Consider the following 20,564-nt stretch of genomic DNA (forward strand, 5'->3'; position numbering starts at 1 on the left):
AAGTTCTCGCACTAAAGAGGGGCGACAATCATGAAACGACTAATTGTGGGGATCTCCGGCGCCAGCGGCGCGATCTACGGCGTGCGTCTGTTACAGGTGCTGCGTGATGTGGCGGAAGTTGAAACCCACCTGGTCATGAGCCAGGCAGCCCGTCAGACCCTCTCTCTTGAAACGGATTTTTCTCTGCGCGATGTGCAGTCGCTGGCGAATGTGGTGCACGACGCGCGCGATATCGCCGCCAGTATCTCGTCCGGCTCATTTAAAACCGCAGGCATGGTTATTCTGCCGTGTTCCATTAAAACCCTCTCCGGCATTGTGCACAGCTATACCGACAGTCTGCTCACACGCGCGGCGGATGTGGTGCTGAAAGAGCGCAGGCCGCTGGTGCTTTGCGTACGGGAAACCCCGCTGCATCTCGGTCACTTGCGTTTAATGACCCAGGCCGCTGAGTTGGGTGCGGTGATCATGCCGCCGGTTCCGGCGTTTTATCACCGCCCGCATACCCTTGACGATGTCATTGATCAAACGGTCAACCGCGTGCTGGATCAGTTTGCTATCGACCTGCCGCAGGATCTTTTTACCCGCTGGCAAGGGGGGGATGCTGCAAAATAGTGCGTTGCTACAGGGCGTGCGCTTTTTTGGGGCAATTCTGCAAGCGCGATCATATCCTCAACATTTAATCCCTCTTTTCCCCGCTTAACGCTCCGGTTCGTTCGGCAGACCTGCTATCTTTCATCACTAAGGTGAATTTGCAACGTTTTATTAACAAATTTAACGCGGTTATGAATGCACTGCGGGAAACTGGCATAAGACATGCAAGGTAACTGGCAGCAACACACAACACAACGCAATACAAAATAAAAACAGAACACTTGAGGGTAATGTATGAAGAAGACGGTTCTCGCTCTGTCTTTAATGCTGGGTCTGTCTGCGACCGCCAGCGTTTATGCAGCGCTTCCCCAGACGGTGCGCATCGGCACTGATGCGACTTACGCGCCGTTCTCATCCAAAGATGCGAAAGGGGAGTTTGTGGGTTTCGATATCGATTTGGGTAACGAGATGTGCAAACGCATTCATGTGAAATGCACGTGGGTCGGGAGCGACTTTGACGCGCTGATCCCGTCGCTGAAAGCGAAGAAAATCGACGCGATTATCTCTTCTCTCTCTATTACGGAAAAACGTCAGCAGGAGATCGCCTTCTCTGACAAACTCTACGCGGCGGATTCCCGCCTGATTGCGGCAAAAGGTTCGCCTATCCAACCGACACTGGATTCGCTGAAAGGCAAGCACGTTGGCGTGCTGCAAGGGTCAACGCAGGAAGGTTATGCCAACGACAACTGGCGGACCAAAGGCATCGATGTGGTGGCGTATCAGAACCAGGATCTGATCTACTCTGACCTGGCTGCGGGGCGTCTTGATGCTGCGTTCCAGGATGAAGTCGCTGCCAGCGAAGGCTTCCTAAAACAGCCCGCCGGTAAAGGGTTCGCCTTTGCTGGCCCGTCAGTGAAAGACAAAAAATACTTTGGCGACGGTACCGGTATTGGTCTGCGTAAAGATGATACCGAGCTGAAAGCCGCGTTCGATAAAGCATTTGCCGAACTGCGTAAAGACGGCACCTACGACAAACTTGCCAAAAAATACTTCGACTTTAACGTCTACGGCGAGTAAGGCTGCATGGCCCGGGCTCCCGGGTCTGAGGGAAAATGCACCACGCGCATTACGTGGCGTGGTGCAGAAATACGGTTGATGTTCTATTGTGGTGCATGACGCGCGCCATAATAGTGCATGGATGCATAATTACGCATTCAGGATGCAAAAAAAGCCATCGTGCGGGCAGAATCTTTTGCCATGCCGGGGCATATGATGGCACGATAACGGCACCGTATTGTTCAGCTAATTCCCTTAGGAAAGACAGTCTGTTGAGGATAATGATGAAAAAACTGGTGTTATCTCTTTCTCTGGTACTCGCTGTTTCCAGCGTTTCAACCGTGTTCGCCGCTATCCCGCAAAAATTACGTATCGGTACCGATCCCACTTATGCGCCGTTTGAATCGAAAAATGCGCAGGGTGAATTAGTGGGTTTTGATATCGATCTGGCGAAGGAACTGTGCAAACGCATTAAAACGCAGTGTACGTTTATCGAAAACCCGCTGGACGCGCTGATCCCGTCGCTGAAAGCGAAAAAAATCGACGTCATTATGTCGTCGCTTTCCATTACGGAAAAGCGTCAGCAAGAAATCGCCTTTACCGACAAACTTTACGCGGCGGATTCCCGACTGGTCGTCGCAAAAGATTCTGATGTTCAGCCCGAGCTGGATAAGCTGAAAGGTAAGCGCGTTGGTGTACTGCAAGGCACTACGCAGGAGACCTACGGCAACGTGAACTGGGCACCGAAAGGGGTGGAAATTGTCTCCTATCAGGGGCAGGACAATATCTACTCTGACCTGACTGCAGGCCGTATCGATGCCGCATTCCAGGATGAAGTCGCGGCCAGCGAAGGTTTCCTGAAAACGCCGCAGGGCAAAGCATATAAATTCGGCGGCCCGTCCATTAAAGACGAGAAGCTGTTTGGCGTCGGCACCGGTATGGGGCTGCGCAAAGAGGATAACGAGCTGCGCGAAGCGCTGAACAAAGCGTTTGCTGAAATGCGCGCCGACGGCACTTACGAAAAACTCGCGAAAAAGTATTTTGATTTTGACGTTTACGGTGGCTAATCCCACCTGTGCTTAACGTGCGGCCCCTCCCGCTACGGGAGGGGAAGAGACACGGCGAACACCACACACGACAGGACTGGCTGCATGCTGTACGGGTTTTCACAAGTCATATTACACGGTGCGCTGGTCACACTGGAACTGGCTCTCAGTTCCGTGGTGCTGGCGGTACTGATTGGCCTTGCGGGGGCGGGAGCGAAGCTTTCGAAAAACCGGGCGCTGGCATTAATCTTTGAAGGTTACACGACGCTTATCCGCGGCGTGCCGGATCTGGTGCTGATGTTGCTGATCTTTTATGGTCTGCAAATCGCCCTTAACGGTATCACTGATGCCATGGGTCTGGAGCAACTGGATATTGACCCGATGGTAGCGGGGATTATCACCCTCGGTTTTATCTATGGCGCTTACTTCACCGAAACCTTTCGCGGCGCTTATATGGCGGTGCCGAAAGGGCACATTGAAGCGGCTACCGCCTTTGGTTTTACCGGGCGACAGACGTTTCGCCGTATTCTGTTTCCGGCGATGATGCGTTATGCGCTGCCGGGCATTGGCAACAACTGGCAGGTGATCCTCAAAGCCACGGCGCTGGTCTCTCTGCTGGGACTGGAGGATGTGGTGAAAGCCACCCAGCTCGCCGGGAAAAGCACCTGGGAGCCGTTTTATTTCGCCATTGTCTGCGGTGTGATTTACCTCGCGTTTACAACGGTTTCCAATGGTGTGCTGCTTCTTCTCGAACGTCGCTACTCCGTGGGTGTGAAGAGGGCTGACCTGTGATCGAGATTATTCAGGAGTACTGGCAATCCTTGTTGTGGAGCGATGGTTACCGCCTGACTGGCGTGGCTATCACCCTGTGGTTGCTGATTTCATCGGTGACGATGGGGGGCGTAATGGCGGTGTTTCTCGCTATCGGGCGCGTCTCCAACAACAAATTTATCCGTTTCCCTATCTGGTTATTTACCTACGTTTTCCGCGGGACGCCGCTCTATGTCCAGTTGCTGGTGTTCTATTCCGGAATGTATACGCTGGAAGTGGTGAAAGGCACCGAACTGCTGAACGCGTTTTTCCGCAGCGGTCTCAACTGTACAGTACTGGCGCTGACGCTAAACACTTGCGCCTATACCACCGAGATTTTCGCCGGGGCGATCCGTTCGGTGCCGCACGGTGAAATTGAAGCGGCGCGGGCCTATGGTTTCTCGTCGTTCAAAATGTACCGCAGCATTATTCTGCCGTCGGCGCTGCGTATTGCGCTGCCCGCCTACAGTAATGAGGTGATTTTAATGCTGCACTCTACGGCGCTGGCGTTTACCGCCACCGTGCCGGATCTGCTGAAAATCGCCCGGGATATTAACTCTGCCACCTACCAGCCTTTTACGGCGTTTGGTCTGGCGGCGGTGCTGTATCTGATTATCTCTTATGTGCTGATTAGCTTATTCCGCAAAGCGGAAAAGCGCTGGTTGCAGCATATGAAGCCTTCTTCGACGCACTGAGAACACGATGTCTGAGAATAAATTAAACGTTATCGATTTACACAAACGCTACGGTGAGCATGAAGTGCTGAAAGGCGTGTCGTTGCAGGCCAATGCGGGTGATGTGATCAGCATCATTGGCTCTTCCGGCTCCGGCAAGAGTACGTTTTTACGCTGTATTAACTTCCTCGAAAAACCGAGCGAAGGCTCGATCGTCGTGAACGGGCAGAATATCAACCTGGTGCGCGACAAAGACGGTCAACTGAAAGTGGCCGATAAGCACCAGCTGCGCTTGTTACGTACCCGGCTGACCATGGTGTTCCAGCACTTTAACTTGTGGAGCCATATGACGGTGCTGGAGAACGTGATGGAAGCGCCGATCCAGGTGCTGGGCTTAAGCAAGCAGGAAGCCCGCGAACGTGCGGTGAAGTACCTGGCGAAGGTCGGCATCGACGAAATGCAGCAGCAAAAATACCCGGTGCATCTCTCCGGCGGCCAGCAGCAGCGTGTATCCATTGCCCGTGCACTGGCAATGGAGCCGGAAGTCCTGCTGTTTGACGAACCGACTTCAGCGCTGGATCCGGAGCTGGTGGGCGAAGTGCTACGCATTATGCAACAGCTGGCGGAAGAGGGGAAAACGATGGTGGTGGTGACCCACGAAATGGGGTTCGCGCGCCATGTTTCCACCCACGTTATCTTCCTGCATCAGGGCAAAATTGAAGAGGAAGGCGCGCCGGAAGAGGTGTTTACCAACCCGAAAAGCCCGCGTTTGCAGCAGTTCCTCAAAGGCTCATTGAAATAAGTCACCGTATTACGGGGGCGGTTGGCCTGCTAAATGTTGCGCCATCCGGTGAAATGCCGAATGGCGCTTTTCTTTTTTTCAGGCCCGGTAAAGGCTCTGCGCTCGGGCAAGTCGCTACTTTTCCGCCAGCAATTTCACCGCCGTGTCTTCATCCGTGACCAGGCCATTCACCCACTGTCCGGTTAATGCGGCGCGGATCGCAGCGTATTTTTTCGCGCCCCCGGCAAAGCCATAAACGTTACGTGGCGTTTGGCTGCACAGCGGCACGCTGGTCAGTCGCGTGTCCAGTTCTCCTTCCAGACGCACTCCCTGATGGTTAAAGAAATGGCCCAGCATCTCGCCAGCAACATGCTGTTGTTCCAGTGCTTTGACCTGTTCATCGGTGATAAAACCTTCGGCATTGAGCGGGCAGCCGAGACCCACTTCGCCAATTCCCAGAAACGTGATATCCGCATTCAGCGCCCGCTCCGCCACGCGCTGGTAAAGCTGGTGCTGGCACCACATGGTTTTGTCTTCCGGGCTGTCGGCATACAGCGGTGCCGGAATGAAGAAATATTTTCCCTGCATTTTCTCCGCCATTTTCAGCGGCACATCGTAACGGGTACCCGAATCATCACGCGCGATGGCGCCGATCATCGACACGCACTGATGCTGCGGACGTTCCAGCCAGGGCAATGCATCAATAATTGCACGCAACGTCTTCCCGGAACCAATGCCGAACACCTGCGGGGAATCGTTGGCAATGAATTTAGCCATTACGTCTGCGCCTTCTACCGCCAGCATCTGCTGGATGGCTTCATTCTCAAGCCCGGCGGAAGGCACCACGCGGCACAGTGAGAGCGCATATTTTTCCTGTAAATTCGCCGCCAGTTCCATGCAACGGGTCACCGGATGGCTGATATTCACCGTGACCATGCCCATTTCCCGCGCGCCGGAAATCAGCCGTTGTGCCACCTGGCGGGATAATCCCAGCGCCGTGGCGATATCTTGCTGTGTTAAGCCTGCCACGTAATACATCCAGGCGGCGCGTGCGGCGAGTTCCTGTTTTTTCTCTTCTTTGTTCATCAACGCATTCCTGAAATTACCTGCCAACAGTGTACCGCTGAATAGCCTGATGGTGTGAGTGGGCAAAAGTCCGCTTCTAGGGCAAATGCTAATTTCGTGAGTTGCCTCGCAGAAAGATTTCGCTTACGGCTACTAACATACTCCTCATAAACGGGCATATGCCCGTGAATATGTCAAATGCTCATTATAAGGTGATGATTATGTCCGGTAATAAAGCGGTGTGGATGCATATTGGCGCAGGCTCGTTTCATCGGGCGCATCAGGCGTGGTACCTGCACAGCCTGATGCAGCAAGGTGACGACAGCTGGAGTATCGCGCTGGGGAATATTCGTGATGATGCCAATGCGCTGCTTGGCGCACTCGCTGCGCAGAAAGGGGAGTATGTGCTGGAGACCGTTTCTCCGGATGGGGAACGCCAGTACGAAACCATCACGTCAATCCGTAAAGTGTTGGCGTGGGACAGTGAAATCAGTGCACTGGTGGCACAAGGGGCGGATGCGCAAACCCGGGTTATTGCCTTCACCGTGACTGAAAGCGGCTACTACCTGACGCCGGAACATGAACTGGATATGCAGCAGGCGGATATCAAGGCCGATCTCAACGGCGGCATTCGCACCCTGTACGGTGCGCTGACCCGCATTCTTACCCAGCGTATTGCTAACAATGGCGGCCCGGTAACGTTGCTCAATTGCGACAATCTGCGCCATAACGGTGAACGCTTCCGCCACGGTTTTCTCTCTTTCCTTAAAGCCAAAGGCGAACGGGCGTTGTATGACTGGGTGAAACATTACACCACCTCACCGAACACCATGGTTGACCGCATTACGCCGCGACCCACGCCGGATGTCGCCGAACGCGTGCTGGCGGCGACGGGCATTCACGATGCAGTGCCTGTGATGGGGGAATCTTTTATCCAGTGGGTGATTGAAGATGACTTTATTAACGGCCGCCCGGCGCTGGAAAACGTTGGCGTCGAGCTGGTGGAATCTGTGCTGCCGTGGGAAGAGGCGAAGATTCGCATTCTGAACGCGACCCATAGCTGCATTGCCTGGGCCGGAACGTTAATTGGCCTGAGCTACATCGATGAAAGCACCCGGCAGAGCGCGATTCGTCAGATGGCCTGGGAGTATGTCTCCCGCGACGTGATCCCTTCATTAACGCCCAGCCCGCTCGATCTTGCTAAATACCGGGATGTGGTGCTTGCCCGCTTTGGTAACCCGTATATCAAAGATACCAACCAGCGTGTCGCTGCTGATGGTTTATCGAAGATCCCGGGGATGGTGACGCCCACTTTGGTTCAGTGCTACCAGCGCGGTGCAACGCCGTCTGCAACCGCCGTGTTGCCGGGACTGTTCTTCCTGTTCCTGCGTCGCTGGGCGGACGGCACGTTGCCGTATACCTATCAGGACGGCGTCATGCGACCGGAGGCGATAAAGGCACTGTTTGCTTCTGACGATCCGCTGGCGACCTTCGCAAAAGATGAAGCCCTGTTCGCTGAGCTCGCGCAATCGGCTGATTTTCTTGCCTTGCTGCGCCGCACGGTGGCTGAGCTTGAACAGTGGGTCAAGCAGCCGCAGGCGCAACTGGCAACAGCCTGAGGGGGCGATATGTACCTGGGAATGGATATTGGCACCTCGGAACTGAAAGCACTGCTGCTGGATGCGCAGGGTGAAATTGTGGGGTCCGCGCATGCGGCGCTCACGGTACAGCGCCCGCATCCGCACTGGGCGGAACAGGATCCGCAGGATTGGTGGCAGGCGTGTGGGCGCGTGGTCAGCGAACTGCGCCAGCAGTACCCGCAACAGTGGGCGGCGATTCGTAGTATTGGCCTGTCCGGGCAGATGCATGGCGCGGTACTGCTCGACAACGAAAGCAATGTGCTGCGTCCGTGCATTCTGTGGAACGACACACGCAGCGCCGCCGAATGCGACTGGTTGCGCGATCACCATCCGGAAATGATGGCCCTCAGCGGCAATATGATCATGCCCGGTTTCACCGCACCGAAGCTGGTGTGGGTCGCACGCCACGAACCGGACATCTTTAACCGGGTGGCGAAGGTGTTGTTGCCGAAAGACTACCTGCGCTGGCGGTTGACCGGCGAGTTTGTTAGCGATCCGTCGGATGCGGCCGGAACGCTATGGCTGGATGTGGCGAAGCGCGACTGGTCTGATGAACTGCTGGCGATGACCGATTTACGCCGTGAACAGATGCCTGCGCTGGTGGAAGGCTGTGCTGTGAGTGGCCGATTGCGCGCGTCGCTGGCAACGGAATGGGGGCTCAGTTCCTCCGTAGTCGTTGCGGGCGGCGGTGGCGATAACGCCACCTCTGCAGTGGGCGTGGGGGCGGTTGCACCGGGCGATGCTTTTATTTCCCTGGGGACATCCGGGGTGATTTTCGTGGTTAACGATACATTGCAGGCCGATCCCGCTTCCGGTGTACATGCCTTTTGCCACGCACTGCCCGGTCGCTGGCATCAGATGAGCGTGATGCTCAGTGCCGCAAGCTGTCTGCGCTGGGTGTGTAACCTGCTGTCGGTCACGGAAAGTCAGTTAATGGAAGAGATCGCACAACTGACCGATGACGCGTTGCGACGTGCGCCGCTGTTTTTGCCTTACCTCAGTGGGGAACGGACGCCGCATAACGATCCGCAGGCTACTGGCAGTTTCTTTAATCTGCGCCATGAAACCAGCCGTGCATTGCTGGGGTATGCGGTGATCGAAGGTGTGACCTTTGGCCTGGCGGATGGATTACAGGTGCTGGGGAATGCGCAAATTTCCCAGTGCAGCCTGACCGGCGGAGGTGCGCGTAGCACCGTCTGGGCGCAACTGATTGCTGATGTGCTGGCGATCCCGATGGTCACCCATCCGGCCAGTTCATCGGGCGCGCTGGGTGCCGCGCGGCTGGCCTGGCTGGCAGAGGGGGGCAAAGAGGCGGATGTCTGCCTGAAACCGCCCGTGGTGGCGCGTTATACGCCGCAGGCTGAACGTGGTGCGTGGTTGTCACAACGGCTGGCGCTGTTCCGGCTGCTTTACCAACAACAACAGGCGGCACGCACGCTGCTGCCGTAATCCCTTGTCGCCCCGGCCTCTGTACCCTCGTCGGGGCATCTCCCTCACGATAGGAAGATGGTTATGCAATCGAAAGAATATTGGTTTGGCTTACCGAAACATCTGATCTGGGGATTCGTGGCTATCGCGATTTTTATGGCTGGCGATGGCTTTGAAATGGCTTTCCTGTCGAAGCACATTACCGACATGGGCTTCACGCCCGCGCAGTCGGCAGTGGTGTTTACTATGTACGGGCTGGCGGCAGCGCTGGCGGCATGGGCATCTGGCGTGGTGGCGGAACTGATCACCCCGCAAAAAGCGATGACCATCGGCTTTGTGTTATGGATAGTGATGCATGCGCTGTTTATGTCACTGGGGCTCGGGCTGCGTAACTACCCGTTAATGTTGCTGTTTTATGGCATTCGCGGGCTGGCGTATCCCCTGTTCATCTACTCGTTTATGTTGATGCTGGTGCAGGTGTTGCCCCGTCAGCATCTCGCGGCGGCCACGGGGTGGTTCTGGGCGATGTACTCCATCGGTATTGGTGTGGTGGGCAGTTATCTGCCGAGCCTGACTATTCCTGTGTTTGGGGAGACCGGGACGCTGTGGTTTGCCATTGCCTGGGTCGCAAGCGGCGGGTTGCTGGCCTTTTTCAGCCTGCGTCACGTGCCGGTGGATCGCTCGCGGGTCAATTTACCGCTGCGCGACAAGATGACCGAACTCTCCCGTGCGGCGACCATTTTGTTCACCAACCGCGACATTTTCTACGCCTGCCTGATCCGTATTATCAACACGCTGTCGCTGTTTGGTTTTGCGATTGTGATGCCGCTGCTGTTTGTCGACAGACTGGGCTTTACCATCTCCGAGTGGCTGCAAATCTGGGCAGTGTTCTTCTTCGTGACCATCTTTACCAATATCTTTTGGGGGATCACCGGCGAGTATATCGGCTGGATCCGCCAGGTCCGCTGGTTTGGTTGTCTGGGGATGGCGGTATCCAGCCTGACGTTTTATTACCTGCCGGTATATGCCGGGCATAATTTCCTCGTGGCGCTGATCCCGGCAGTGATGTTAGGGGTTTTCGTCGCGGCCTTTGTGCCCATGACGGCAGTTTTCCCGACGCTGGAACCGCATCACAAAGGGGCGGCCGTGTCGATTTATAACCTCTCCGCCGGGATGAGTAATTTTGTTGCGCCAGCGATTGCCTCCGCACTGTTGCCGTTTTTTGACATCGTGGGGGTGGTGTGGGCTTACACCGGGCTGTACATCTTTGCCGGGGTGCTGACCTTGATTATTAATGTGCCGCAACCAAAACGCGTACGCCAGCAGGCGGAAGCCCGTAAAGAGGAGGCGCAGCAACGCGCCTGAGGGGGATTAGCGGGCCTGTGTCGGCGGTGAAACGGGCCACCACCCTTGTGGGTGGCCTGCGGCGGAAATAAAGCGATAGTGGGTAAATACTGCGCCCCTGGCAGTGACGCGTTTTTCCAGTTGTACCGTGCGCGCGCCGGGGGGAACGATATCGTCACGGGTGCAGAGTTCTACCGGGCGTTTTAACCATGCATCATAAAAACGCAGACCGGCTTCGCAGTGTTGACTGCGCGTCACCGGCGGGCCGGGATGCCCGATGCTGAACATCACTTCGCTTTGCACGCGTTCGCTGGCGGTGGCGCGCACCCAGGCTTCCGGCGCATTCCACAGGGTTAAGGCGATAAACAGGAATACCCCTGAGAATGCCAGCAACAGCGACTTCCACCGCCCCCCTTTTTGTGCGAGACGCCAGGCAACGAGCAGGCCCACCAGCGCGGCTATCGTCATCATGGCCCCGGTATCTGGCGCATCGGCTTGCAGGTAAGCTCTATGGCTGAGTCGACTGGCAAACATCAACCAGAATAACCACAGCAGGGCGGCGCCTCCGGTCAGGAACAGCCGCGTTTTGGTCGAGGTAAACACTGTCATTTCCAGTGATGAACGGGGAGAGCAAAACACCGGATAGTTAACACGCCTGTGTGCCTTTTTCCCGCCGGTACACCCAGTCGTCGTAATATTCACCCTTCAGCAAATAGGCTTTTTCCAGCACCTGTACACGCTGAAAGCCGCTCTTTTCCAGTACCCGTACAGATCCCTGATTCTCCGCCAGTACCCAGGCATTCAGCGCCTGCACATTGCGTTTATCGAAGGCGAACTCACACAATGCTTGCAGCGCTTCTGACGCAACACCGCGGCCCTGTGCTGTGGGTAAGATGGAATAACCAACATCCGCTTCCTGCGGATTATGCACGCTGGGGCGCAGGCCAATATCGCCGACAGCGGTATGCTGCGCATCGCGGATCACAAAGGCGTTGTCATCCAGCAGACGATTATCAAATAACGTGCGGATCTGCCTTTCGGAGGCGACTTCGGCCATATAGCGCATAATGCGGTCATCCCGGCGTAAACGCAGAAAGAATAGCCAGTCGGATTCCTGAAACGGGGTAAGCGTAAAGCGGGGGGTCTGCAACCTCATTAAATCGCCCTTCCGGTGACAAAGCGCTTAAGCTTAGCACCGGAAGAGGATCAGGGGGGCCACGAAAATTAGGGGGTTACCACATCCCCCAACGCTTCTTCGAGATCGTACCAGCGAAAGGCAAAGCCTGCGGCTTCGAGGCGTTTGGGCAGGGCGCGCTGCCCGCCGAGCACCAGCACGGAGGACTCACCCATCATCAGGCGCACTGCAAACGCGGGCGCGCGCATGATCGCCGGACGTTGCAATACGTGACCGAGCGTATGGGCAAACTGCTCGTTGCGCACTGGATAGGGGGAAACCATATTGAATGGCCCGCGCAGATCGTTATCCAGCAGCCAGAGAATGCCGTTCAGCATATCGTCAATGTGGATCCACGCCATATATTGACGACCATTGCCGATAGGACCCCCCAAGCCGAGGCGAAACAGCGGTAACAGTTTCCCCAGGATGCCGCCTTTTGGTGCTAATACGACACCGGTTCGCAGCAGGCATACGCGGGTGCGGTCGCTCTGTGCGCTACTGGCAATTTGCTCCCAGCGCGCGCACAACTTATGGGTGAATTCGTTATGTGGCGGTTCTTCTTCAGTGACCACCACTTCACCGAGATCGCCGTAATAACCCGTAGCTGAACCCGAAATCAGCACCTGCGGCGGGTTATCGCTGGCGTGAATCAGGTCAACCAGTCGCTGGGTGATCTCCCAGCGGCTGTTGCAGAGCTGTTGTTTCTGCTGTTCATTCCAGCGCTTGTCGGCAATGGGTTCACCCGCCAGATTGATCACCGCGTCGATGTCATTAAGGTGTGTCTGTTCGCTCAACCCCTTCCACAAACTGACGCGAGCATCCAGCAGTTGCTGTGCTTTGGCGGGATTACGGGTGACCACCGTGACGCTGTGCCCCAACTCGAGCAGGCGAGGGATTAAATGACGACCAATCAGGCCCGTACCGCCGGTAATCAGTATCTTCATGTTCCCCTCCCGGGTGTATCCTTCGTCCCGTTCAGCATAAGTGACTCAGTAATATTCGCATGCGACGCTGAGCACATCCTGAATGATTTTTTTCAGTCATGAGAACAGGTTACTTCACACCGGCTGCGCATTCTGCATCGCCCGCACGGTGGCCGGACGCGTGCGTATCCGCTCAAACCAGTTGAACACCGCCGGAAAATTCTCCAGGTCGATGCGCTGGCGTTGATGCGATCTGACCCACGGCCATGCGGCGATATCGGCAATGCTGTACTCATCGCCCGCCAACCACGGGACGCGTTCCAATCGCTTATTCAACACCTGATACAACCGCTGAGTTTCCACCTGGTAGCGCTCAATGGCATAGGGGACAGGCTGCGGCGCAAAGTGATTAAAGTGGTGGTTCTGCCCGAGCATGGGGCCAAACCCGCCCACCTGCCAGAACAACCACTGTATCGCAAGGGTGCGTTCGCGCAGATGGCGACTGAGCAGTTGCCCTGTTTTTTCCGCCAGATAGAGCAAAATGGCACCGGACTCGAATACGCTAACGGGCGAGCCGCCATCAGCAGGGTGATGATCGACAATCGCCGGGATTTTATTGTTAGGGGAGATAATCAGAAAGTCGGGGCGAAATTGTTCGCCTTTGCTGATATCCACGCGGATCAGTCGGTATTCAACGCCTGCCTCTTCAAGAAACAGTGTGATTTTATGACCGTTCGGCGTGGGAGCAAAATAGAGGTCTATCATCAAGACTCCTGTTATGGGAATGTGCGTCACCTCCTGAGTATAGGTGTTACCTCTGGTGTGCGAGTTTTCATTAAGTGACAGCTCACACAGGACGTTATATTTTGATGAAAAATTTCACCGTTAAACGAGGATGTTATGAGCGAACCGGCAATGACTCTGTGGTCTGATGCAAATTTCTTCTCCCCGTATGTGATGTCAGCCTGGGTTGCACTGCATGAAAAAGGGTTGCCCTTCACCATTAAATCCATTGATATCAATGCTGGCGTGCAACATACGCCGGACTGGCCGGGTTATCCGTTGACTCAGCGTGTACCATTACTGGAGATGGCGGGGTTTACGCTTAGCGAATCCTCCGCGATTGCGGAATATCTGGAAGAGCGTTTCGCACCGCCTGAATGGGAGCGTATTTACCCTCACGCTCTGCAAAACCGCGCCCGCGCGCGACAAATCCAGGCCTGGCTCCGCAGCGATCTGCTACCGATACGTGAAGAACGTCCTACCACCATTATGTTCGCCGGGGAGAAAAAGGGGGCGTTAAGCGCCGCCGGGCAGCGGAGTGCGGCAAAACTGTATGCCATCGCCGGGGAGTTGCTGTCGCACGGTAAACCGAACCTGTTTGGTGAATGGTGTATTGCTGATGCCGACCTGTCGGCGATGCTCAACCGACTGGTGATGAACGGCGATGATGTTCCCCCGTTACTGGCGGAATATGCCGCGTTTCAGTGGCAGCGCTCATCTATCCAGCGCTATGCTGCACTTTCCGCTAAGCGAGCGGGCTGATATAGGACGCCGCTTCCGCTATCATAAGGCGGTTTTTTTCAGAGAGGTGCAGTGATGAAGCTGATGTTTGCATCGGATATTCACGGGTCGTTGCCCGCGACGGAGCGCGTACTGGCGTTGTTTGCACAAAGTGGGGCCCGCTGGCTGGTTCTCCTGGGTGATGTGCTCAATCACGGTCCGCGCAATGCGTTACCGGAAGGCTACGCCCCAGCACAGGTAGCGGAGCGGCTCAACGAGCAAGCGAGTCGGATTATCGCCGTGCGCGGCAACTGCGACAGTGAAGTGGATCAGATGCTGTTGCACTTCCCGATAACGGCCCCGTGGCAGCAACTGCTGTTGCCGGAGCGGCGCGTATTTCTGACCCACGGTCATCTGTTTGGTCCGGACGATGTGCCGCCGTTGGAGGAGGGAGATGTGCTGGCGTACGGTCACACGCACATTCCGGTGGCGGAAAAGCGCGGTGCGATTGTCCATTTCAACCCCGGTTCGGTGAGTATCCCGAAGGGGGGATTTGCTCCCAGCTACGGCATGCTGGAGGAGAATGTACTAAGCGTTATCGCACTTAATGATCAGCGGGTTATTGCACAGGTGTCGATTAATCCGTAACTTACCTTTCAACCGAAACGCGCCAACAGAGCGCCACAAAGAGAAGATTTCCCGATGGTGGAACAGAGTCATTTTGCAGGCATGGAGTGGGTGGATATTGTCAACGAAGACAATGAGGTGATTGCGCAGGCCAGTCGGCAGCAAATGCGTGCACAGTGTCTGCGTCACCGCGCAACCTACATTGTGGTGCATGATGGGATGGGCAAAGTTCTGGTACAGCGCCGTACCGAAATCAAAGATTTTATGCCCGGCATGCTGGATGCCACCGCCGGTGGTGTGGTGCAGGCGGGGGAGAACTTGCTGGACTCCGCGCGCCGTGAAGCGGAAGAAGAGTTAGGCATTGCTGGCGTGCCGTTTGCCGAACACGGTCAGTTCTATTTTGAAGATCAACATTGCCGGGTGTGGGGCGGGCTGTTCAGTTGCGTTTCCCACGGGCCGTTTGCCCTGCAGGAAGAAGAGGTGAGTGAAGTCTGGTGGATGACACCGGAAGAGATCACCGCCCGCTGCGATGAGTTCACCGATGATTCACTCAAAGCCCTGGCATTGTGGATGAGCCGTAATGCCAGCAACGACGTGGAAAACGAGCAGGAAGCGGAGTAGTTAGCAGCTATCCCGCAGGCAAAACGTCGGTGCAATGGGCGTTTTGTTCTCCCACTTTTCATCATTCAGGCGCGCCAACAGTGCGCGCCCGGCCTCAATACCAATTTTGCGATGCGGCACCGAGATGGTGGTCAGCGGTGGCTGACATACCCGGCTGACGTCGCTGTCGCCAAAACCGACAATCGCTAAATCATCCGGCACCTTAATCCGCCTGCGCTGACATTCGTATAACGCGCCGCAGGCCAGTTCATCCGACACGCAGACCAGCGCATCCAGCTCTGGCCAGGCCAGTAAAAACTCCGGCAATTGCGCGGCACCGGTAGAAAATACCGGCGCCGCGGCAGCGTTAATGACCCGGTTCGGCGACATATGGTGGCGCAGCATCGCTTTGTACCAACCCTGCAAATGTTGCTGGAATATCCACTGTTCCTGATTGGCGCACAGCAGGCCAATGTTCTGGTAGCCGCGCTGGATCAGCATCTGCGTGAGCTCATACATGGCCGCCACGTTATCGATACCGATATTCATATCAATCGGATCGGCACGCACGGCGCCAATTTCCATCACCGGAATCGAGGCATTTTTCAGCCAGTGGCGCACCATATCACTGTGCTCAACGCTGAGCAGGATCGCCGCTGCCAGGTTGGAGGCCAGCAGCGTTTCCAGCAGTTTCTCTTCTTGCTCAAGCCGATGTTGCGACTCCGCCAGCATGATTTGGTAACCCGCAGGTTGTAATACCTGCTGTAACCCGGCGAACATTTCCGAACATCCGGATTCCGCGAGGCTTGGCACCACCATGGCGATGGTCCAGGACGACGCTGACGCCAGGGCACTGGCCGCCAGATTGGGCATATAACCCAGCTCTTGTACGGCAGCTTCTATCTTTTCGCGAAGTTTATCTGATACCTGTTCGGGGGTGCGTATTGCCCGCGAGACGGTCATGGTACCGACGCCGGCAAGTTGCGCGACATCGGCGAGGGTCACTTTTCCGGTACTCCGCCGTTTTCGGGTAATTGACATGCTATTTCCTGCTGATCCCAACCTATTCAGGCACTTTTTTATCGTTCGTCCGTAACGCAGTATACGCCGGAAATCCTGAGTTTTGCTGAGAAATAGCCAGCGTTTTCAGATCTGATAGCGCTATCACATTTTTCGCAACTGCACCTTGGTAGCGCTATCTTTGCGACTATCATCACAGCTAAGGGGCGATGACTTGCATAAAGTTTGCTCATCTTTTCTCTGTGAAGGAGCGTGACGTGTTAAACCAATGGCTGAACGATAAGACGGTTCAACTGCACGACAGTGTGGAAAACTGGCCGCAGGCGTTGGAGGTCTGCGCCAGACCGTTGCTGGCGGCGGGCATTATCACGCCAGACTACGTGACCGCCATTGTGGCGCAGCATCATAAACTCGGGCCGTACTATGTGCTGGCGCCAGGGCTGGCAATGCCCCATGCGCGGCCGGAAGAGGGGGCGAAAGGGTTAGGTTTATCGCTATTAAAATTGCATCAGGGGGTGACATTTGGCGCAGAGGATTTTGATCCGGTGGATATCATTGTCATGCTGGCAGCACCAGATAAACACAGCCATATCGAAATGATCGCCGCGCTGGCTGAATTATTTTCCAGCGATGACGATATGGAGCACTTACATCGCGCAACTAGCTTTGAGGAGATTAAAAATATAATTCAACGCTACTAATTTTTTTTCTTACCAGGATTTTACTCATTACCCGGTAACGGGTGATGCGGTCGTACTCTACCCAAAAAAAAGGTAACCACAATGAAAATAATGGCAATTTGCGGATCCGGACTTGGCAGTAGTTTCATGGTCGAAATGAATATTAAAAAAGTCCTTAAAAAGCTGAACATTGAGGCTGACGTTGAACATTCCGATTTGTCATCCGCTATACCCGGCGCCGCCGATGTTTTTGTGATGGCGAAAGATATCGCTGCCAGCGCCAGCGTACCGGAAAATCAACTTATCGTTATCAATAACATCATTGATATCAACGAACTGGAAGCGAAAGTGAGTGCTTTCTTCGCCAACCGTTAACATCAACTGTACACATTGCGGATGCGGTGTGTATTAAGCGAGGTGGATATGTTTATCCTTGAAACGCTGAATTTTGTTGTTGATATATTAAAAGTACCCTCGGTACTGGTCGGGTTGATTGCCCTGATTGGTCTGGTGGCGCAGAAGAAATCCTTCTCTGACGTTGTTAAAGGTACGGTAAAAACCATTCTGGGCTTTATTGTACTGGGCGGTGGTGCAACGGTATTAGTCGGTTCCCTTAATCCACTGGGCGGCATGTTTGAGCATGCATTTAATATTCAGGGAATTATTCCTAATAACGAGGCTATCGTTTCTATTGCCCTGGAGAAATACGGTGCTTCAACTGCATTAATTATGGCGTTTGGTATGGTGGCGAATATTGTCGTCGCCCGCTTTACACGCCTGAAATACATTTTCCTCACCGGGCACCACACCTTTTACATGGCCTGTATGATAGGTGTGATCCTGACTGTGGCCGGGTTCGAGGGTATCGGTCTGGTGTTTACCGGTTCGCTGATCCTCGGGCTGGTGATGGCCTTTTTCCCGGCCATTGCCCAGCGCTATATGAAGCGCATCACCGGCAATGACGATATCGCTTTTGGTCACTTTGGCACATTGGGCTATGTGCTCTCTGGCTGGATCGGCAGTAAATGCGGCAAAGGCTCGCGCTCAACTGAAGAGATGAACCTGCCAAAAAACCTCAGCTTCCTGCGTGACAGCTCCATCTCAATCTCGCTGACGATGATCATCATCTACATGATCCTCGCAGTCTGTGCGGGCCGCGAGTATGTCGAAAGTCAGCTGAGCGCCGGACAGAACTTCCTGGTTTACGCCATTATCCAGGCCATCACCTTCGCCGCAGGCGTGTTCATTATCCTGCAAGGTGTACGCCTGATCCTCGCTGAGATTGTCCCGGCATTTACTGGCTTTTCCGAAAAACTGGTACCGAATGCCCGTCCGGCGCTGGATTGCCCGGTTGTTTACCCGTATGCGCCAAACGCCGTGCTGGTCGGTTTTCTCTTCAGTTTCCTTGGCGGGTTGGTTGGGTTGTTCCTGCTCGGGCAGATGAAGCTGGTATTGATCCTGCCTGGTGTGGTGCCGCACTTCTTTACCGGGGCGACCGCAGGCGTGTTTGGTAACGCTACCGGAGGCCGCCGCGGGGCGATGCTCGGTGCGTTCGCCAACGGCTTATTGATCACTTTCCTGCCAGTGCTGTTGCTGCCAGTCCTGGGTGCACTGGGCTTTGCCAATACCACGTTCTCTGATGCGGACTTTGGTTTTGTCGGCATTGTGCTGGGCAACCTGGCGCGTTATCTGTCGCCAATGGCCATCACCGGTGTTGTGGTGGCGCTGTTTGTCGCACTGGTTATCTGGAACGTCATGTCGAAAGGCAAAGCGCACGGCAATGGCGCAGAAGAGAACTCCGGAGCGAAATCATGAGTACGTTTAACGAAGTGAAGCAGTTTGCACGCGATATCCGCGTGGCAACCCTGAAATCGCTCACGCATTTAGGTTTTGGTCACTACGGCGGGAGTATGTCAGTGGTGGAGACGCTGGCGGTGCTGTATGGCGAGGTGATGCGTATTGACCCAGCCGATCCGGACTGGCCGCAGCGCGACTACTTTGTGTTGTCGAAAGGGCATGCTGGCCCGGCGCTGTACAGCACGCTGGCGTTGAAGGGCTACTTTCCGCAGGAGGAGTTGCTGACGCTGAATATCAACGGTACGCGCTTGCCAAGCCATCCGGATCGCCTTAAGACGCGCGGCGTGGACGCCACGACCGGTTCGTTGGGGCAGGGCATTTCCATTGCCGGGGGAATGGCTCTGGGGCATAAACTGGCAGGCAGACCGAACCGGGTGTTTTGTATCGTGGGTGACGGTGAACTGAACGAGGGGCAGTGCTGGGAGGCGTTTCAGTTTATTGCCCATCATAAGCTCAATAACCTGACGGTCTTTGTCGACTGGAACAAGCAGCAGCTGGATGGTGATTTGGATGAGATCATCTGCGCATTTGATCTGGAGGGGAAATTCCGCGCCTTTGGTTTTGATGTCTGCACCGTCAAAGGGGATGACATTGCCGGGTTGCTGGCAGTGGTGAAACCGGTGCCGCCTGCTGATGCCCGTCCGCGTCTGGTTATTCTGGACAGCATTAAAGGGCAGGGGGTGCCGTACCTCGAACATCTCAGCAACTCACACCATTTGCGTCTGACCGATGAGATGAAACAGGCGCTGAATGAAACCATTGAACAACTGGAGGCTGCGCATGATTAAGGTTGCCCCTGCTGGTGGAAAAGACAGCATTGAAATGCGCAAGGTTTATGCAGGTTTTATCAGCGCACAGATTGAGTCAGGCAGTGAGGTGATCGCGCTGGAAGCGGATTTGATGAGCTCGATGGCCATGGATGGTGTGCACAAAAAATACCCACAGCAGGTGATTAACTGCGGGATCATGGAAGCGAACGTGATTGGTACGGCGGCAGGACTGGCGCTGACCGGGCGTAAACCGTTTGTGCACACCTTTACCGCGTTCGCCAGTCGTCGCTGCTTTGATCAGCTCTTTATGTCCCTCGATTACCAGCGCAATAACGTGAAGGTGATTGCTTCTGATGCCGGGATCACCGCCTGCCATAACGGCGGTACGCATATGTCCTTTGAGGATATGGGCATTGTGCGCGGGCTGGCGCATTCGGTGGTGCTGGAGGTGACCGATGCGGTGATGTTTGAGGACATTCTCCGCCAGCTTGCGGATCTTGAAGGTTTTTACTGGGTGCGTACCATCCGCAAACAGGCACCAACGGTGTATCAGCCCGGCTCTCAATTTACCATCGGTAAAGGGAATGTGCTGCGTGAAGGCCAGGACATTACGCTGATTGCCAACGGTATCATGGTGGTGGAAGCGCTGGCCGCGGCGCAGCAACTGGAGCAGGAAGGTGTGAGCGCGGCGGTGATCGATATGTTTACCCTGAAACCCATCGATCGCATGTTAGTGAAGAATTACGCTGAGAAAACCGGGCGTATCGTCACTTGTGAAAACCACAGCATTCATAACGGACTGGGATCGGCAGTAGCGGAAGTGCTGGTAGAAACCTGCCCTGTTCCTATGAGACGTGTCGGCGTGAAGGAGCGCTACGGCCAGGTGGGCACGCAGGATTTCCTGCAAAAAGAGTATGGTTTGACGGCGCACGACATTGTGTCGGCCGCGCGTGAACTGCTGTAAATAAAAAA

General features: G+C 55.1%; 23 protein-coding genes. 17 read left to right on the top strand and 6 right to left on the bottom strand.

What is annotated here, in order from left to right; all coding sequences use genetic code 11:
- The first annotated feature begins 30 nt into the window (after window positions 1-30).
- From ABGA49_RS04570 to hisP, 6 genes are all read left to right on the top strand, one after another.
- Entirely contained in the window at window positions 31-612 is a 582-nt protein-coding gene (locus ABGA49_RS04570) for a UbiX family flavin prenyltransferase (RefSeq protein WP_088238134.1), read from the top strand.
- Window positions 613-885: 273 nt separating this feature from the next.
- Window positions 886-1,668 (top strand): lysine/arginine/ornithine ABC transporter substrate-binding protein ArgT, encoded by a 783-nt coding sequence (gene argT, locus ABGA49_RS04575; protein WP_061493892.1) that lies wholly within the window; start codon window positions 886-888, stop codon window positions 1,666-1,668.
- A gap of 263 nt (window positions 1,669-1,931) precedes the next feature.
- The gene (gene hisJ, locus ABGA49_RS04580) at window positions 1,932-2,714 is read left to right on the top strand and encodes a histidine ABC transporter substrate-binding protein HisJ (RefSeq protein ID WP_061493893.1); all 783 of its coding nucleotides are present in this window, start codon (window positions 1,932-1,934) and stop codon (window positions 2,712-2,714) included.
- A gap of 84 nt (window positions 2,715-2,798) precedes the next feature.
- The gene (locus ABGA49_RS04585; RefSeq protein WP_061493894.1) at window positions 2,799-3,485 is read left to right on the top strand and encodes a histidine ABC transporter permease HisQ; all 687 of its coding nucleotides are present in this window, start codon (window positions 2,799-2,801) and stop codon (window positions 3,483-3,485) included.
- Window positions 3,482-4,198, top strand: coding sequence for an ABC transporter permease (locus tag ABGA49_RS04590; RefSeq protein WP_061493895.1), 717 nt, complete (start codon window positions 3,482-3,484; stop codon window positions 4,196-4,198). The genes ABGA49_RS04585 and ABGA49_RS04590 overlap by 4 nt, the downstream gene beginning before the upstream one ends.
- Before the next feature lie 7 nt (window positions 4,199-4,205).
- Window positions 4,206-4,979, top strand: coding sequence for a histidine ABC transporter ATP-binding protein HisP (gene hisP, locus ABGA49_RS04595; RefSeq protein WP_061493896.1), 774 nt, complete (start codon window positions 4,206-4,208; stop codon window positions 4,977-4,979).
- A gap of 114 nt (window positions 4,980-5,093) precedes the next feature.
- On the opposite strand, the gene ABGA49_RS04600 is transcribed toward hisP, so the two are convergent.
- Entirely contained in the window at window positions 5,094-6,044 is a 951-nt protein-coding gene (locus tag ABGA49_RS04600; RefSeq protein ID WP_061493897.1) for a sugar-binding transcriptional regulator, read from the bottom strand.
- 200 nt (window positions 6,045-6,244) lie between these two features.
- Here ABGA49_RS04600 and dalD point away from each other — a divergent pair, with 200 nt between their 5' ends.
- The 3 genes from dalD (at window position 6,245) to ABGA49_RS04615 (ending at window position 10,456) form a co-directional block, all read left to right on the top strand.
- Window positions 6,245-7,642: a D-arabinitol 4-dehydrogenase gene (dalD, locus tag ABGA49_RS04605; RefSeq protein ID WP_061493898.1), complete on the top strand. Its 1,398-nt coding sequence runs from the start codon at window positions 6,245-6,247 to the stop codon at window positions 7,640-7,642.
- Between the two features lie 9 nt (window positions 7,643-7,651).
- Window positions 7,652-9,112 carry a xylulokinase gene (xylB, locus tag ABGA49_RS04610; RefSeq protein ID WP_347665196.1) on the top strand — a complete coding sequence of 487 codons (1,461 nt, stop codon included), beginning with the start codon at window positions 7,652-7,654 and terminating at the stop codon, window positions 9,110-9,112.
- A 63-nt stretch (window positions 9,113-9,175) separates the two neighbouring features.
- Entirely contained in the window at window positions 9,176-10,456 is a 1,281-nt protein-coding gene (locus ABGA49_RS04615) for an MFS transporter (RefSeq protein WP_061493900.1), read from the top strand.
- A gap of 6 nt (window positions 10,457-10,462) precedes the next feature.
- Here the strand turns inward: ABGA49_RS04615 and ABGA49_RS04620 are convergent, their stop codons facing one another.
- From ABGA49_RS04620 to yfcG, 4 genes are all read right to left on the bottom strand, one after another.
- Window positions 10,463-11,038, bottom strand: coding sequence for a hypothetical protein (locus ABGA49_RS04620; protein WP_347665197.1), 576 nt, complete (start codon window positions 11,036-11,038; stop codon window positions 10,463-10,465).
- A 43-nt stretch (window positions 11,039-11,081) separates the two neighbouring features.
- Window positions 11,082-11,591, bottom strand: a complete 510-nt coding sequence (locus tag ABGA49_RS04625) for a GNAT family N-acetyltransferase (RefSeq protein ID WP_061493902.1) — start codon at window positions 11,589-11,591, stop codon at window positions 11,082-11,084.
- A gap of 68 nt (window positions 11,592-11,659) precedes the next feature.
- Window positions 11,660-12,556: a TIGR01777 family oxidoreductase gene (locus ABGA49_RS04630; RefSeq protein WP_347665198.1), complete on the bottom strand. Its 897-nt coding sequence runs from the start codon at window positions 12,554-12,556 to the stop codon at window positions 11,660-11,662.
- 114 nt (window positions 12,557-12,670) lie between these two features.
- Window positions 12,671-13,300: a GSH-dependent disulfide bond oxidoreductase gene (yfcG, locus tag ABGA49_RS04635; RefSeq protein ID WP_347665199.1), complete on the bottom strand. Its 630-nt coding sequence runs from the start codon at window positions 13,298-13,300 to the stop codon at window positions 12,671-12,673.
- A gap of 135 nt (window positions 13,301-13,435) precedes the next feature.
- Here yfcG and yfcF point away from each other — a divergent pair, with 135 nt between their 5' ends.
- From yfcF to yfcD, 3 genes are read left to right on the top strand one after another with little or no spacing between them, the layout of a single operon-like run.
- Entirely contained in the window at window positions 13,436-14,080 is a 645-nt protein-coding gene (gene yfcF, locus ABGA49_RS04640; RefSeq protein WP_061493905.1) for a glutathione transferase, read from the top strand.
- A 54-nt stretch (window positions 14,081-14,134) separates the two neighbouring features.
- Window positions 14,135-14,686: a phosphodiesterase gene (gene yfcE, locus ABGA49_RS04645; protein WP_061493906.1), complete on the top strand. Its 552-nt coding sequence runs from the start codon at window positions 14,135-14,137 to the stop codon at window positions 14,684-14,686.
- Between the two features lie 54 nt (window positions 14,687-14,740).
- Window positions 14,741-15,286, top strand: a complete 546-nt coding sequence (yfcD, locus tag ABGA49_RS04650) for an NUDIX hydrolase YfcD (RefSeq protein ID WP_061493907.1) — start codon at window positions 14,741-14,743, stop codon at window positions 15,284-15,286.
- On the opposite strand, the gene ABGA49_RS04655 is transcribed toward yfcD, so the two are convergent.
- Window positions 15,287-16,306 carry a LacI family DNA-binding transcriptional regulator gene (locus ABGA49_RS04655; RefSeq protein WP_061493908.1) on the bottom strand — a complete coding sequence of 340 codons (1,020 nt, stop codon included), beginning with the start codon at window positions 16,304-16,306 and terminating at the stop codon, window positions 15,287-15,289.
- A 236-nt stretch (window positions 16,307-16,542) separates the two neighbouring features.
- On the opposite strand from ABGA49_RS04655, the gene ABGA49_RS04660 reads away from it, so the two are divergent.
- The 5 genes from ABGA49_RS04660 to ABGA49_RS04680 all read left to right on the top strand — a co-directional run bounded on the left by ABGA49_RS04660 (window position 16,543) and on the right by ABGA49_RS04680 (window position 20,556).
- Window positions 16,543-16,986, top strand: coding sequence for a PTS sugar transporter subunit IIA (locus tag ABGA49_RS04660; protein ID WP_061493909.1), 444 nt, complete (start codon window positions 16,543-16,545; stop codon window positions 16,984-16,986).
- Between the two features lie 81 nt (window positions 16,987-17,067).
- Window positions 17,068-17,340 (top strand): PTS sugar transporter subunit IIB, encoded by a 273-nt coding sequence (locus tag ABGA49_RS04665; protein WP_347665200.1) that lies wholly within the window; start codon window positions 17,068-17,070, stop codon window positions 17,338-17,340.
- A gap of 48 nt (window positions 17,341-17,388) precedes the next feature.
- Window positions 17,389-18,780, top strand: a complete 1,392-nt coding sequence (locus ABGA49_RS04670; RefSeq protein WP_088238126.1) for a PTS ascorbate transporter subunit IIC — start codon at window positions 17,389-17,391, stop codon at window positions 18,778-18,780.
- Entirely contained in the window at window positions 18,777-19,610 is an 834-nt protein-coding gene (locus tag ABGA49_RS04675; protein WP_061493912.1) for a transketolase, read from the top strand. The genes ABGA49_RS04670 and ABGA49_RS04675 overlap by 4 nt, the downstream gene beginning before the upstream one ends.
- Window positions 19,603-20,556: a transketolase family protein gene (locus tag ABGA49_RS04680; protein WP_061493913.1), complete on the top strand. Its 954-nt coding sequence runs from the start codon at window positions 19,603-19,605 to the stop codon at window positions 20,554-20,556. The genes ABGA49_RS04675 and ABGA49_RS04680 overlap by 8 nt, the downstream gene beginning before the upstream one ends.
- Window positions 20,557-20,564: the final 8 nt, after the last annotated feature.

This window comes from Kosakonia sp. WA-90 (genome assembly GCF_039871955.1).
Lineage (GTDB): Bacteria > Pseudomonadota > Gammaproteobacteria > Enterobacterales > Enterobacteriaceae > Kosakonia > Kosakonia oryzendophytica.